This window comes from Bacteroides sp. AM16-13 (assembly GCF_003602705.1).
Classification (GTDB): Bacteria; Bacteroidota; Bacteroidia; order Bacteroidales; family Bacteroidaceae; genus Bacteroides; species Bacteroides xylanisolvens.
Genome location: NZ_QTLK01000005.1, coordinates 168,954 through 184,745 on the forward strand (window position 1 = coordinate 168,954; position 15,792 = coordinate 184,745).

Consider the following 15,792-nt stretch of genomic DNA (forward strand, 5'->3'; position numbering starts at 1 on the left):
CAATTGTGCAAATATATAGATTTTATTTTTATTCCAAACAAAACTTGGATTATTTTTTGATAAATCTTATATTTGCTGAAAATAAACCAATCAGGATAGATATGAAATTAGATCATAATAGTGATAAACCGCTTCATATTCAGGCAGAAGAGATACTAAGAAGACTCATAGAATCTGAAGAGTACAAAAACGGGAAGCTATTTCCCAATGAGGTCGAATTGTCTGAACAATTACATATTTCAAGGAACACATTGAGACAAGCTATCAACAAACTCGTGTTTGAGGGGCTTTTGGTGCGCAAGAAAGGCTACGGCACGAAAGTAGTAAAGAAAGGTATCGTAGGCGGAGTAAAGAACTGGCTTAGTTTCTCACAGGAAATGAAGATGTTAGGTATAGAGATTCGCAATTTCGAGCTGCATATCAGTTTAAAGCGTGCAACCGAAGAAATCGGTACATTCTTTGATTTAGGTTCCAGTCCCGACACTCGCTGTGTAGTGATGGAGCGCGTCAGAGGAAAAAAAGAATATCCGTTTGTTTACTTCATCTCTTATTTCAACCCCAATATTCCACTGACCGGAGAGGAAGATTATACACGTCCATTATACGAAATGCTGGAAACCCAATATAATATAGTGGTAAAAACCAGCAAGGAGGAGATTTCAGCCAGACTTGCAGGGGAATTTATTGCAGAGAAACTGGAGATAAAATCCAATGACCCTATATTAATAAGGAAAAGATTTGTTTATGATGTGAACGGAGTACCTATTGAATACAACGTCGGATATTACCGGGCGGACAGCTTTACTTATACAATAGAGGCAGAGAGATAGACGGTATGTTCATACATATATAATATAAGGAGGCTATTTTAGAAGTTGAAATCTCTATCTTTCCTTTAAAATAACCTCTTTATATCATCTCTCTTTCCATAATTATGTCCTACCCGTCATTTATTATCGAACTTACCATTAGAGCATCCGGCAAGAATCCGATCCAGACTTTCATCCACAACACCTATCATCTAAAGTTTGGATAATAAATGATAGTAGGAAGTTTTTCCTACTCCTTCTATTCTCAACAGACTTTTCCAACCTCTTCCCGATACGATTTCCAATAAGTCCTTTACCGTTCGAACATCTTGATTATACAAGATATTAGCCAACCGGGTATCAGCTATTTTACAAACAGGCAATTGAAGTATCCACTCCTCCTGCCCAACATTTATATTCTTATTATTGTCTGCCAAAGATAAAAAACGAGCATTGATAGCACGCTTTCGATAAGTAGCCAATATATCTTTCTTCAATTTCAACCCTTTAAGTATAGAGTTATACATTTGTAATGTCTTCCCATAGGTAATTCGATGCCGACCAGCCACTTTCGCTACTGATTCTCCTGTAGAAATAGAATAGAAAACATTGCGGGCAACAGGGTGAAGAATCAATGCTGCCAGTTCACGAATGATTATTTCATATAGCGGTTTACAAGTCTTCTGTGTTCTCAATACATATAGTAAATCATCATATTTGGAAATGATAAAGTCCCGTTCCAGTTTCTTTTCTTCCACGATTTTAGAAAGGTAACCTGCTTCTAAACCAAGTCTTTTGTGGGCTTCCAGATAAGCGTCCAAACTCTCATCATCCAAAAACAACTGATCGTTGATTCGGGAACTTGTAATATATCCAAGATTTGCCCAATTCTTTAAAATAGCTTCTTGGATGTCGTGTCTTTCAGACATCTGTTTTGTTGTGAGCCAATTTGACATAAAAAAACGGAACTAGATTAATAATATCAACTAGTTCCGTACCTTTTATTATAAAAGAGTACGGAGCTGCCACAATCCCGCAAACAGGAGGTAGTAGCGGCTACCTTACTTACACGGGCAGACAGCCCGTACCCTATGAGAAGTCATAGAAGTACAGGCGTCTCCCGGCGTAAGTAAAAAAAATCCGCTACGATTTCCTGTTCACCGAGGAAACGCACAATCGCATACCACAAAGGTATGCTACGTTCCAATGACAAAGGTACAAATACTTTTCGGAAAATAACAAGAGAGAGTTATAAATGTTTAGGGAAGAAAATGAATGATGATTGTATAATTAAAGCGTATGTATATAAAAAAGGCAGGTTTCAATAAGTTTTTTGTTTCGTATATAAAATAAGGGGCACACCATTTTGTCTCGTATACAAAACAAAATATTTAATAAAGCTGCTCTAATCTAGAGCACAATATCATTCAAGTCAAAATAAAGCAAACGTGTAGCAGAATCCACATCTTCATTATTCAAAGGAATAAATCCATTTCATACGTTTCCTCTATCAACTGACGATTCATATTTTATTTCTTAAAGATTTTCATTGCCAGTTCATAGTCTTTCAACCTTTTTTCCCGCTGCTCCGGCGTTTCACTACGCTTCTCTTTCATCCGTTCTTCAAATCGCCGAGCATCTTCTCCGAAAAGTATCGGAGTTTCCTTAATTGGTCTTGCCATACTTATACAACTCCTTTCTTTGGGTTTATACGCTACAAAAGTAATTGAATAAATCAGGAAGTGCAAGTTATTACGAAGTTATCTTTTACTCACCAGCTTTATTTTGCATACGAAATAAAATAAATAGCCTGTATTATTGTTTTGTATATAGAACAAAAGACGTACCTTTGCTCTTGCAAACAGAATACTAATAGAAAATGAAAACAACAGCAAACTATAAAAGCATCGAGAATCATGAACAAAAAAATTGACTTTAATGACATTCCTAAGAATTATCTATACTGCACCCACAACAAATGTCCGCGCCGCAATGAATGCCTACGCCATCAAGCGACACTCTGTATACCGCAAAATGTTCCTGATTTCCGAACAGTCAATCCCAACCACATAATAGGAAACGAGAATAACTGCAGATTTTTCAATCCATACTGCACTTCACGCTTTGCATGCGGAATTGACCATATATTGGACAACATACCATATTCTACGGCTATCACCATCCGCAAAGAATTATATTCTTTGATGGGGCGCAGTATGTTTTACCGCATCCGCAACAAAGAACGGATGCTACATCCTGACGAACAAAAGCAGATTACCGCCGTCTTTCTAAAACATGGTATCGAAAACAAACCTGAATTCGACAAATATATCGATTTATTCGATTGGTAAAACCTTTATCAGAAATGCTATAAAATTGCCGTTTCCAGACATTCTGACAAGGGGTAACACTCACGCCTATGAGAAAAAATACTCATACCAATGGGAATATATTCTCATAGGTATGAGTATTTTTTCTCATAGGCGTGAGTATAGTTGAGAATTTGTACTTCCCTGATAATGGTTGACTAGTTTAACCAGCCTTCTCTATAAGTTCCATTATCATCCGTGCAAACTCTTCAACAATCTTATGATTCTCTGATTGACTCACAACGTCCTCCTCATGAGTATCCAGCGCAAGATCTTCTTGCAATCGAAACATTTCCTCTTTTCCACAAGTTATCAGTTGATCCTTTTTACACATATTCCAGGGAACGAAAGTCTTGCAGATAAAAAGTTCCATGCCGGACACCATCGTAGCCGATCCGAGCGAAATACCATCCGGACTAGTGTACCACACAGGATTCAGCAAATCTTTCATTTCTTCTTCACTCAAGAATAAATGATCGGCATTATAGTGCATAGCAGTGTTCGTTTTAAAATATCTTTTTATCAGATCTTCTCCGGTGAGTTCCAATCCCATCCGTAGAGCATATCTGCTAAAAAAATGAGGTGGATAAAAAGTCACACCGGGGAGAGAACCTTCTTTAGCCGGTAAATCGTATCGATAAACATACTTACCATGATCTGTTTCTCTAACACAAACAAGAAAACTATCAACATACTGTTTCAAACGTCGCTTACTCTTGGCGAAGAATATCAAAATCCATTTGTTCTTCCTGGGTGAAGTGACTGTAGAGAAAAGAAACATCGGAAATTTGCTTTGCCTGCGGAAATATTTTAGAGCATCCGGCATTTTTTTCCGCATGATTATGCTCACGTCCATATAGTCCTTTGCTACTTCATTCGCCAATTCCTCGTAGGACATTTGTGAAGTTATCATATTTTCTTTTTTAATGTTTTAAATTACTCGATAATGAGAACTGGCGAAACTGATACCAAAGCATCGTTCCGGCAATCATACTTGCTATCAGGTCGGAAATCGGCATACTGATCCAAACTCCTAGTTGTCCGTAAAAGTGTGGAAGGATCAGCAGACAAGGTATCAGAATTAGAACCTGACGGGAGACAGACAAGAATATAGCCTTGCTTGCCATACCTATACTCTGAAAAAAGTTGGAAGTCACCATCTGAAAACCGACAATGGGAAAGAACATGACCACAATACGCAGTCCTTTAGCAGAAATACGAACCAGTTCTTCATCCGTGGTGAAAATAGAAACTGCCAAATCAGGTATCAGCATCCCCATCAAGAAACCGATAGTAGTGATAAGGGTGGCTACATAAATCGTAATTTTCAAGACTTTCGTCACACGGGGATATTGCTTGGCACCATAATTATACCCGGCAATGGGCTGCATCCCCTGATTCAATCCCATCACAATCATGACAAAAAGGAATACCAGGCGGTTGACAATTCCAAAAGCTCCAATAGCTAAATCACCTCCATACTGTTTCAACCCCTTATTAATCAAAATCACGATAAAACAAGCTGCCAGATTCATCAGAAAAGGAGCCATACCAATTGCTAAAGAATCAAACACAATCTTCTTTTTTAACCGGAAAATACCTTTATGAAAATGTAACAGTTCCTCTCTATTAGAAAATAACTTGAACTGCCATGCCAATGCGATAACCTGTGCAGTAATGGTAGCGATTGCCGCTCCTTGTATTCCCCAACCAAAGCCATAAATAAAAACAGGGTCGAGTATTGTGTTAATCACTACCGTAGCAATCGTGGCATACATCGCCTTCTGCGGATGTCCCGCCGAACGCAGTACAGCATTCAGACCTAAATAAAGGTGGGTGACGACATTACCCAACAAGATAACAACCATATAATCGCGGGCATAACCTACCGTAGCATCACTACCACCGAAGAAATAAAGAATAGGGTCGAGAAACAACAATGTGACGACTGTAAAGGCAAGCCCGATGATAATATTCAATACCAGTACATTGCCAAGTACCCGCTGTGCGGTATCGTAATCTTTCTGTCCCAATTTCACCGAAACCAATGTAGCCGCACCTACCCCCACCAAAGAGCCGAAAGCCGCGGCAAGATTCATTAGCGGAAAGGTTAATGCCAACCCGGAGATAGCCATCGCCCCTACTCCATGACCAATGAAAATACTATCTACCATATTATAAAGAGAAGACGCCGTCATGGCGATAATTGCCGGAATGGCATACTGCATTAAAAGCTTTCCAATCTTTTCCGTACCCAACGCAGTGGGTGTCTTTTGTCCTGTCATACCTATTAGTTTGAGGGTGCAAAGATACAAAAAAGAGACGGATTACAGGATATATGAGAAAAGTTTCGTATTTTTGCCCACAAAATTGAGTTAATACGTAACGAAATGAATATATTAGAACTAAGTGAACAGGAAATTATTCGACGTAACAGTCTGAATGAGCTTCGTGCAATGGGTATTGATCCATACCCTGCAGCAGAGTATGTAACCAATGCTTTCTCTACAGATATTAAAGCTGAATTTAAAGACGACGAAGAGCCACGCCAAGTTTCCGTAGCCGGTCGTATCATGAGCCGCCGCGTGATGGGTAAAGCATCTTTCATCGAATTGCAGGACTCTAAAGGTCGCATCCAGGTATACATCACCCGTGATGATATCTGTCCGGGAGAAGACAAGGAACTGTACAACGCTGTATTCAAACGCCTGCTCGACTTAGGTGACTTTATCGGTATCGAAGGTTTCGTGTTCCGCACACAAATGGGTGAAATCAGCATCCATGCAAAGAAACTGACTGTACTTGCAAAGTCTATCAAACCGTTGCCAATCGTTAAATACAAAGACGGAGTAGCTTACGACTCTTTTGAAGATCCCGAACTCCGTTATCGCCAACGCTATGTTGACCTGGTAGTAAATGACGGTATCAAAGAAACATTCCTGAAACGCGCCACTGTAGTGAAAACATTGCGCAACGTTTTGGATGAGGCTGGTTACACGGAAGTGGAAACTCCTATCCTGCAATCTATTGCCGGTGGAGCCAGTGCACGCCCGTTCATCACTCACCATAACTCATTGGATATAGACCTTTATCTACGTATCGCAACAGAGCTTTATCTGAAACGACTGATCGTAGGTGGTTTTGAAGGTGTATATGAAATAGGTAAGAACTTCCGTAACGAGGGTATGGATAAAACTCATAATCCGGAATTTACCTGTATGGAACTTTATGTTCAGTACAAGGATTACAACTGGATGATGAATTTCACCGAAAAGCTGCTGGAACGTATCTGTATCGCTGTAAACGGCTGTACGGAAAGCGTTGTTGACGGAAAAACGATCAGTTTCAAAGCTCCTTACCGCCGCCTGCCTATTCTGGATGCTATCAAAGAAAAGACAGGATACGACCTAAACGGCAAGAGCGAAGAAGAAATCCGCCAAGTTTGCAAGGAACTGAAAATGGAAGAAATCGACGAGACAATGGGTAAAGGCAAGCTGATTGATGAAATCTTCGGAGAATTCTGCGAAGGTACGTATATCCAGCCGACTTTCATCACCGATTATCCGGTTGAAATGTCTCCGCTGACCAAGATGCATCGTTCTAAACCGGGACTGACCGAACGTTTCGAGTTAATGGTGAACGGTAAAGAGCTGGCTAATGCTTACTCGGAATTGAATGACCCGTTGGATCAGGAAGAACGTTTCAAAGAGCAGATGCGTTTGGCTGACAAGGGAGACGATGAAGCGATGATTATCGATCAGGACTTCTTGCGCGCTTTACAATATGGTATGCCTCCTACATCGGGTATCGGTATCGGTATCGACCGCCTGGTAATGTTAATGACCGGACAGACCACTATTCAGGAAGTATTATTCTTCCCCCAAATGCGTCCGGAAAAAGTAGTGAAAAAAGACGCTGCCGCTAAATATATGGAATTGGGAATCGCAGAAGACTGGGTTCCAGTGATCCAAAAAGCCGGTTACAACACTGTAGCTGACATGAAAGATGTCAATCCGCAGAAGTTGCACCAGGACATCTGTGGCATTAACAAGAAATATAAATTAGAACTGACCAATCCGTCGGTAAACGACGTAACTGAGTGGATACAGAAAATTTAATAAGTTCTTCATCCAAATCCATACAAATGAAATTACCCGGCAAGATAGCGATAATGGGCGGAGGAAGTTGGGCTACAGCCATCGCAAAGATGTGTCTGGCCCAGGAAGACTCTATCAATTGGTATATGCGGCGAGACGACCGCATTGCCGATTTTAAACGATTAGGGCACAATCCGGCTTATCTGACAGGAGTGAAATTTGATACAAAACGCATCTCATTCAGTTCCAACATCAACGATGTGGTGAAAGAATCGGATACACTGATCTTCGTCACTCCCTCTCCTTATCTGAAGGCGCATCTAAAAAAACTGAAAACCAAGATAAAAGATAAGTTTATCATCACCGCTATCAAAGGAATCGTACCCGATGACAACGTTATTGTATCGGAATACTTCACAAAAGAATATGGTGTACCACCAGAAAATATAGCAGTCCTTGCAGGTCCCTGCCACGCAGAAGAAGTAGCCTTGGAACGCCTCTCCTACCTGACTATCGCCTGCCCTGACAAAGATAAAGCACGTATCTTCGCACGTCGTCTGGGAAGCAGCTTCATCAAAACATCTGTCAGTGATGACGTAGCGGGTATCGAATACAGTTCGGTACTTAAAAACGTATATGCCATCGCTGCCGGTATCTGTAGCGGTCTGAAATATGGCGACAACTTCCAGGCTGTATTGATCTCCAACGCCATTCAGGAGATGAACCGTTTCTTGAATACGGTGCATCCGTTGAACAGAAACGTGGATGAATCTGTTTATCTAGGGGATTTATTGGTGACCGGTTACTCCAACTTTAGCCGCAACCGAACTTTCGGAACGATGATAGGTAAAGGGTATTCCGTTAAGAGTGCGCAAATTGAAATGGAAATGATTGCGGAAGGTTACTATGGTACGAAATGTATCAAAGAAATCAATAAACATCATCATGTCAATATGCCGATACTGGACGCAGTGTACAACATTCTATACGAACGTATCTCACCAATGATCGAGATTAAACTGTTGACTGACTCTTTTAGATAAAAAAATATTAAGTATTAAGTATTAGGCATTTAAGTATTACCCGCAGGTACTCATACTTGACAATCCATACTTGATGACTAATACTTAATACTTAAAACTTAATACTTAAAAAATATGATTAGTTTAAACATTGAAAAAACATTTGGATTCATCTCCAAAGAAAAGGTTTTTGCTTACGAAGCTGAAGTAAAAGCCGCACAGGAAATGCTTGAAAAAGGTACAGGCAAAGGTAACGACTTTTTAGGATGGTTGCATTTGCCTTCTTCTATCACTAAAGAACACCTGGCCGACCTGAACGCTACTGCAAAAGTATTAAGAGACAATTGTGAAGTAGTAATCGTAGCCGGTATCGGTGGTAGCTATCTGGGTGCCCGTGCCGTCATCGAAGCTTTGTCTAACAGCTTCACTTGGTTGCAGGAAAAGAAAACAGCTCCTGTCATGATCTATGCAGGACACAATATCAGCGAAGATTATCTGTATGAACTGACTGAATATCTGAAAGACAAGAAATTCGGTGTCATCAATATCTCCAAATCAGGAACTACAACTGAAACAGCGCTTGCTTTCCGTTTGCTGAAGAAGCAATGTGAAGATCAGCGCGGCAAAGAAACTGCAAAGAAAGTAATCGTTGCCGTGACGGATGCCAAGAAAGGTGCTGCCCGTGTAACAGCCGACAAAGAAGGATACAAAACATTCATCATCCCCGATAACGTAGGCGGACGTTTCTCTGTCCTGACTCCGGTTGGTTTGCTGCCTATTGCAGTGGCCGGGTTCGATATCGACAAACTGGTTGCCGGTGCTGCCGACATGGAAAAAGTATGTGGTTCGGACGTTGCATTTGCTGAAAACCCTGCTGCTATCTACGCTGCTACCCGCAATGAGTTGTACAGAAATGGTAAGAAGATCGAAATCCTCGTTAACTTCTGCCCAAAACTGCACTATGTAAGCGAATGGTGGAAACAGCTTTACGGAGAATCTGAAGGAAAAGACAATAAAGGTATCTTCCCTGCATCGGTAGATTTCTCAACAGACCTCCACTCTATGGGTCAATGGATTCAGGAAGGCGAACGTTCTATCTTTGAAACGGTGATTTCAGTAGAGAAGGTTAACCACAAACTGGAAGTTCCTTCTGATGAAGCAAATCTGGACGGCTTGAATTTCTTAGCCGGCAAACGTGTGGACGAAGTGAACAAGATGGCCGAATTGGGAACACAGTTGGCTCACGTAGACGGTGGTGTACCTAATATGCGTATCGTACTTCCGGAATTGAGCGAATACAACATCGGTGGTCTGCTCTATTTCTTCGAAAAGGCTTGCGGTATCAGCGGTTACTTGCTAGGCGTGAATCCATTCAACCAACCGGGTGTGGAAGCATACAAAAAGAATATGTTTGCGTTGCTGGACAAACCGGGGTATGAAGAAGAATCTAAAGCAATCCGTGCAAAACTGTAATCAAGAACGTTTTTATAAACGGTAAACTATAAACAATGGACGGTGAACAACTATGCTATATGCATAGATTTGTTCACCGTTCATTATTATATTCTATTGGTTGCTGTTTCCGGTTGCACCGTTTATTATCCGTTGTACCGTTTACAGCGCACCATTTTTACTTATCATCCTCCGCTTTCGTCTTCAAGCCGATTTCTTCCTGTGCTCCTTCACATTCGGCTTTGGAAGAAAGATAGAACTCTAATTTTACATCGCCGTTCTTATCTACTTGTTTGATGGTCGCAATCACCATAATTTTAGCTTTTGACACACCATCCTTAAAACGAAGCTGTCCCTTTTCCACATCTGTCAGATTTCCCTCTGTAGATACTTCTGTTTTCTCAAAGATGAGTTTAGTATCCACTTCATCATCATTCTGAAGTCTAAAGGTTTTCAGTTCAGCTCCATTTCCATCCAAAAGCAGAAGAGCTTTCACTTCGTCCCCCACCTTCAAGGCCGGCAATTCGTCCCTCTGATTCGCATAGTCTTTTTCACCGGAACCGGAACTTTCATCCTCCGATTCAACCTTTGCATAAAGCTTTTCTATCTTGATAACAGGACTTTCCCCACTATCAGAGCAGGCGCCTAAAAACAATGGTAGCAACAATAATACTCTCTTTTTCATGCTATCGTCGAGTTTATAACGTTACAAAAATACACATATTCTTCTAAACAACAAATAATTATACAAGTAATACGCCGCAATTCAGTAGTGCCGAACAGTCTACACGACAAGAGTTGGCAGCATATACCACATGGCAAGTAATCACTAAACTATCTTCCCGTTCTAACTTATCTCTCGTTTTTTATCGTTATCTTTGCCTCGTATACAACTGTAGATTAAGCGAATCAAACTAAAAAAACAAATAGAATGACAGGAAATTTATTAAAGAAATCCAGTGGATTCATATTATTATGTAGCATATCATTGCTAATGCTCGTAATGACCGGTTGCCAGGGAGCCAAACTCAAGACAGTGATCGGAGTAGCCAACAAACAGTGTCCGATAGACATGGGAGCAGTCGGTACGATCACCAGCATCATCTACGACGGGAATAACGTAGTGTACACGCTGAACATGAACGAAGAGATTACCAATATAAAGATATTGAAAGACAATCCGGAAAGCATGAAATCATCTATCACAATGATGTTTCAAAATCCGGCAGCAGATGTAAAAGAGATGCTCAAGTTGATGGCAAAATGCAATTCCGGATTACACATGATATTTGTAGGGAATAAGTCGGGCGAACAAGCAGTTTGCGAACTTACCGCCGAAGAACTGAAAGAAGTGATTAATACAAATGCCGACCCGGCACAAAGCGGACAAACAAAGCTTGAAGCACAACTGAAAATGGCGAACCTGCAATTCCCGATGCAAGCCAGCGAAGAAGTCATTGTCGAAAAAATCGAGGTCATAGGCGAATCAGTTGTTTATATATGCAGTGTGGACGAAGAATTGTGTCCCATCAGCCAGATTGAAGAAAACGCAGCAGAAGTGAAAGAGGGTATTGTATCAACACTGGCAAGTCAGACCGATCCCGCCACCCAGATATTCATCAAAACCTGTGTAGATAACAATAAAAGCATAGCTTACAGATATATCGGCAAGGAATCCGGTCAGCAATACGATGTGATTATTCCTCTGTCTGATCTGAAGAAAATGCTTATAGAAAAATAAAATATCATCTTAAAAAGATTCTGCAACGTACCAAAGTATGAAAAAGAAACTGAAAGCCGTCCTGTTTGACATGGACGGCGTACTTTTTGACTCTATGCCCTATCATTCGGAAGCCTGGCATACAGTAATGAAATCTCATGGACTCACTCTTAGCCGCGAAGAAGCATATATGCACGAAGGACGGACAGGAGCCTCCACTATTAATATTGTTTTCCAACGTGAACTGGGCAGAGAAGCTACCCAAGAAGAAATAGAAAGTATCTATCAGGAGAAAAGTGTTTTGTTCAATTCGTATCCTGAAGCAAAACGTATGCCCGGTGCATGGGAGTTGCTACAAAAAGTGAAAAAGGATGGATTGATTCCGATGGTGGTCACTGGTTCCGGCCAACTATCCCTGCTCGAACGGTTGGAGCACAACTATCCGGGAATGTTTCGTAAAGAATTGATGGTTACAGCGTTCGATGTAAAATATGGTAAGCCCAATCCCGAACCGTATCTGATGGCATTGAAAAAAGGCGGACTTAAAGCTGATGAAGCCATCGTAGTAGAGAACGCTCCGTTAGGAGTGGAAGCCGGACACAATGCGGGCATCTTTACAATAGCTGTAAATACAGGTCCTTTGGACGGACAAGTATTGCTGGATGCCGGAGCCGATCTGCTACTGCCATCCATGCAAGCACTAAGCGACCATTGGGATACGCTGTTTGAAAAGAACACCTAAAAGCTGAAAAGATAATTTATTCTTCAAAATAGGAGAAAAACATTGAAAAGAAGGAATATAAATCGTATTTTTACAGGAGTTTAATTCACTTAGATTCCATCTAAGCCAACGCAGATTCTACTATGCAAAAGTTATTATCCTTACCACCCAATTTGATCCATTGCTTCCACGAACTGGAAGAAGTCAACCATACCGATTGGTTTTGTACATCAGACCCCATTGGGAGCAAACTAGGCTCCGGCGGCGGAACGACATGGTTATTGCAGGCCTGCCATCAGGCATTCGCGCCACAAAAATCTTTCGGCAACTGGATAGGAGATGAAAAAAGAATATTGCTCCATGCAGGCGGACAAAGCCGTCGCCTGCCCAGCTACGGACCTTCCGGCAAAATATTGACTCCGATCCCGATCTTCAGTTGGGAAAGAGGACAAAAACTCGGACAGAATCTATTATCATTGCAGCTCCCGCTCTATGAAAGGATTATGAATCAGGCCCCGGCCGGTCTGAATACGCTGATCGCAAGCGGAGATGTATATATCCGTTCGGAAAAGCCACTCCAGGATATTCCGAATGCAGACGTAGTATGCTACGGCTTATGGGTAAATCCTTCCTTGGCAACCCATCATGGTGTATTTGTTTCCGAGCGGAAAAAGCCGGAGGTTCTCGACTTCATGTTACAGAAACCTTCTCTTGAAAAGTTGGAAGGATTATCGAAAACTCATCTTTTCCTGATGGACATCGGTATCTGGATTTTGAGTGACCGCGCCATCGAAGTATTGATGAAACGGTCATTAAAAGAAGGAACCAATGATATTAATTATTATGACTTATACTCGGACTACGGCTTGGCTTTGGGAGAGCATCCCAAAACGAAAGATGAAGAAATCAATCAGTTATCCGTAGCCATATTGCCTTTGCCCGGTGGAGAATTCTATCATTATGGCACAAGCCATGAACTGATTTCTTCCACTTTAGCCATACAAGACAAGGTACGCGATCAAAGAAAGATCATGCACCGGAAAGTAAAACCGAATCCGGCTATCTTTATCCAGAACTCTATCACACAAGTTTCCCTTTCTGCAGACAATGCCAACTTATGGATTGAGAATAGCCATGTGGGAAAAGGCTGGAAACTGGGTTCCCGCCAAATAATAACAGGAGTTCCCGAAAACCAATGGAACATCAACCTGCCGGATGGAGTCTGCATCGACATTATCCCTATCGGCGACAATGACTTTGTTGCACGTCCGTATGGCTTGGATGATGTGTTCAAAGGAGCGTTGGACAAATCAACGACTACCTATCTTAATATCCCTTTCACCCGCTGGATGGAAGAAAGAGGAATTACCTGGGAAGATATAAAAGGACGCACCGATGATTTACAATCAGCATCTATCTTCCCCAAAGTAACTTCTGTTGAAGATTTAGGCATATTAGTGCGCTGGATGACATCGGAGCCCCAACTGGAAGAAGGGAAAAAATGTTGGCTGAAATCAGAGAAAGTTTCTGCCGACGAAATCTCGGCAGGCGCCAACCTCAAGCGTCTTTATGAACAGCGTAATGCTTTCCGTAAAGAGAACTGGAAAGGACTGGCGGCTAATTATGAAAAAAGCGTATTCTATCAACTTAACTTACTGGATGCCGCAAACGAATTTGTACGTTTCAACCTGGATACTCCCAATGTCCTGCAAGAAGATGCCGCACCCATGCTACGGATACACAACCGGATGCTTCGCGCACGCATCATGAAACTACGTGAAGACAAAGATTGCGCAAAAGAAGAACAGGCAGCCTTCCAACTGCTCCGCGACGGTTTATTAGGAGTGATGAACGAACGTAAAAGTCATCCCACACTCAACGTTTATTCCGATCAGATTGTATGGAGTCGCAGCCCTGTACGCATTGATGTGGCAGGAGGATGGACGGACACTCCTCCCTACTCTCTTTATTCAGGAGGAAGCGTTGTCAATCTTGCCATCGAACTGAACGGCCAACCGCCGCTGCAAGTATACGTTAAACCTTGCAAGGAATATCATATTACCCTTCGTTCCATCGACATGGGTGCAATGGAAGTGATACGAAATTATGAGGAACTGCAAGATTACAAAAAGGTGGGTTCTCCATTTTCCATCCCAAAAGCCGCCCTTACGTTGGCAGGCTTCGCGCCGGCATTCTCCACAGAATCCTATCCTTCTTTAGCCAAACAGCTGGAAGCTTTCGGCTCGGGAATCGAAATTACCCTGTTGGCTGCTATTCCTGCTGGCTCGGGTTTGGGCACCAGTTCTATCCTGGCATCCACCGTGCTCGGAGCAATCAATGATTTCTGCGGACTGGCTTGGGACAAGAATGATATATGTAGTTACACATTAGTATTGGAACAACTACTGACCACAGGAGGAGGTTGGCAGGATCAATATGGCGGTGTTTTTTCCGGCATTAAACTACTGCAATCCGAAGCAGGTTTCGAACAGAATCCATTAGTGCGCTGGTTACCCGACCAACTCTTTATTCATCCTGACTACCGCGACTGTCATCTGTTATATTATACAGGAATAACCCGCACTGCCAAAAGTATTCTGGCGGAAATTGTCAGTTCCATGTTCCTCAATTCCGGTCTACATCTAAGTATGCTAGCCGAGATGAAAGCCCATGCAATGGATATGAGTGAAGCTATCCTGCGCAGCAACTTCGATAGTTTCGGTCGATTGGTCGGCAAAACCTGGATACAAAACCAGGCATTAGATTGCGGAACCAATCCGCCGGCAGTAGCAGCCATTATCGAGAAAATCAAAGATTACACCCTGGGATACAAACTCCCCGGAGCAGGTGGTGGCGGTTATTTATATATGGTAGCCAAAGACCCTCAAGCAGCCGGACAAATCCGACGGATATTGACAGAACAAGCTCCCAACCCACGCGCTCGTTTTGTAGAAATGACGCTTTCTGACAAGGGACTTCAGGTTTCAAGAAGCTAAAGAAGAGGCATTGCCAGATTACCGGTCAATCTCATTCAGAACCACAAAAAAACAAGCTTGGACAGATTCAAACGAAATGTCCAAGCTTCAATTTTTCAATGCCATAATGATCTGTTTTACATGTTGAGACTTGAAATAACTGTAAAGTAAATCATAATAATGATAAAACCAATAGCTCCGATAATCAGCGCCACACTAGCCCATTTCTTTTTTCTAGCTTCTTCCATTCTAATTTATATTTATGGGATTAATATAATTTATCGTCAGATATCTACTTCCGGAAAGTTATAAATACACTATATCAACATCATTTTTTTACTTCTTCATCGTTACAAAGTTAGCATTTTCTATGAGATTTCAATCATCTAAAACAACTTTTCATTCTCTTTAGACTAAATTATGCAACTACAGATAATAATATGGAACACAAGATTTTATCTATTACTGTTTTTTTATCATGTGAAAGTTGTATATTTGCATAATCGACAATTCTGGTTGAACAAGGAAAAGAATCAAAACACAAAAGGTCATGACTAAAAAGGACGCTATAAAAATATTCGAAGATAAAAAGCTCTGCGCTGTAACATCATATACCATACATGGGCT

11 protein-coding genes and 2 pseudogenes are annotated in these 15,792 nt (G+C 41.5%); 8 read left to right on the forward strand and 5 right to left on the reverse strand.

The features are described from left to right. The first annotated feature begins 101 nt into the window (after window positions 1-101). A complete protein-coding gene (locus DW173_RS05480) occupies window positions 102-830 on the forward strand; it encodes a GntR family transcriptional regulator (RefSeq protein WP_004313528.1) in 729 nt (242 codons plus the stop codon). A gap of 116 nt (window positions 831-946) precedes the next feature. On the opposite strand, the pseudogene DW173_RS05485 reads toward DW173_RS05480, so the two are convergent. Both DW173_RS05485 and DW173_RS23910 read right to left on the reverse strand, forming a co-directional pair. Next, window positions 947-1,738: pseudogene (locus tag DW173_RS05485) on the reverse strand (hypothetical protein). A gap of 600 nt (window positions 1,739-2,338) precedes the next feature. Then, on the reverse strand, window positions 2,339-2,491 hold the full coding sequence (locus tag DW173_RS23910) for a hypothetical protein (protein ID WP_004326181.1): 153 nt from the start codon (window positions 2,489-2,491) through the stop codon (window positions 2,339-2,341). 234 nt (window positions 2,492-2,725) lie between these two features. On the opposite strand from DW173_RS23910, the gene DW173_RS05490 reads away from it, so the two are divergent. Further along, window positions 2,726-3,160: a DUF6078 family protein gene (locus DW173_RS05490; RefSeq protein ID WP_087320587.1), complete on the forward strand. Its 435-nt coding sequence runs from the start codon at window positions 2,726-2,728 to the stop codon at window positions 3,158-3,160. Window positions 3,161-3,341: 181 nt separating this feature from the next. Here DW173_RS05490 and DW173_RS05495 read toward each other — a convergent pair whose 3' ends face one another. After that, on the reverse strand, window positions 3,342-4,091 hold the full coding sequence (locus tag DW173_RS05495) for a hypothetical protein (protein ID WP_008024955.1): 750 nt from the start codon (window positions 4,089-4,091) through the stop codon (window positions 3,342-3,344). A 10-nt stretch (window positions 4,092-4,101) separates the two neighbouring features. Beyond that, window positions 4,102-5,493 carry an MATE family efflux transporter gene (locus tag DW173_RS05500; protein ID WP_008024957.1) on the reverse strand — a complete coding sequence of 464 codons (1,392 nt, stop codon included), beginning with the start codon at window positions 5,491-5,493 and terminating at the stop codon, window positions 4,102-4,104. A gap of 75 nt (window positions 5,494-5,568) precedes the next feature. On the opposite strand from DW173_RS05500, the gene lysS reads away from it, so the two are divergent. The 3 genes from lysS (at window position 5,569) to DW173_RS05515 (ending at window position 9,770) form a co-directional block, all read left to right on the forward strand. Then, window positions 5,569-7,296, forward strand: a complete 1,728-nt coding sequence (lysS, locus tag DW173_RS05505; protein WP_004299379.1) for a lysine--tRNA ligase — start codon at window positions 5,569-5,571, stop codon at window positions 7,294-7,296. A gap of 26 nt (window positions 7,297-7,322) precedes the next feature. Beyond that, window positions 7,323-8,318 (forward strand): NAD(P)H-dependent glycerol-3-phosphate dehydrogenase, encoded by a 996-nt coding sequence (locus tag DW173_RS05510; RefSeq protein ID WP_008024959.1) that lies wholly within the window; start codon window positions 7,323-7,325, stop codon window positions 8,316-8,318. Between the two features lie 114 nt (window positions 8,319-8,432). Continuing rightward, the gene (locus DW173_RS05515; protein ID WP_004299377.1) at window positions 8,433-9,770 is read left to right on the forward strand and encodes a glucose-6-phosphate isomerase; all 1,338 of its coding nucleotides are present in this window, start codon (window positions 8,433-8,435) and stop codon (window positions 9,768-9,770) included. Window positions 9,771-9,927: 157 nt separating this feature from the next. Here the strand turns inward: DW173_RS05515 and DW173_RS05520 are convergent, their stop codons facing one another. Beyond that, window positions 9,928-10,434, reverse strand: a complete 507-nt coding sequence (locus DW173_RS05520; protein ID WP_004313491.1) for a DUF5035 domain-containing protein — start codon at window positions 10,432-10,434, stop codon at window positions 9,928-9,930. A 246-nt stretch (window positions 10,435-10,680) separates the two neighbouring features. Here DW173_RS05520 and DW173_RS05525 point away from each other — a divergent pair, with 246 nt between their 5' ends. The 3 genes and pseudogenes from DW173_RS05525 to DW173_RS05535 form a co-directional block, all read left to right on the forward strand. After that, window positions 10,681-11,490, forward strand: a complete 810-nt coding sequence (locus DW173_RS05525; protein WP_120143976.1) for a hypothetical protein — start codon at window positions 10,681-10,683, stop codon at window positions 11,488-11,490. A 37-nt stretch (window positions 11,491-11,527) separates the two neighbouring features. Beyond that, window positions 11,528-12,211 carry an HAD family hydrolase gene (locus DW173_RS05530; protein ID WP_004299374.1) on the forward strand — a complete coding sequence of 228 codons (684 nt, stop codon included), beginning with the start codon at window positions 11,528-11,530 and terminating at the stop codon, window positions 12,209-12,211. 119 nt (window positions 12,212-12,330) lie between these two features. Further along, a pseudogene (locus tag DW173_RS05535) lies at window positions 12,331-15,186 on the forward strand (bifunctional fucokinase/fucose-1-phosphate guanylyltransferase); the annotation flags it as partial. Between the last annotated feature and the right edge of the window lie 606 nt (window positions 15,187-15,792).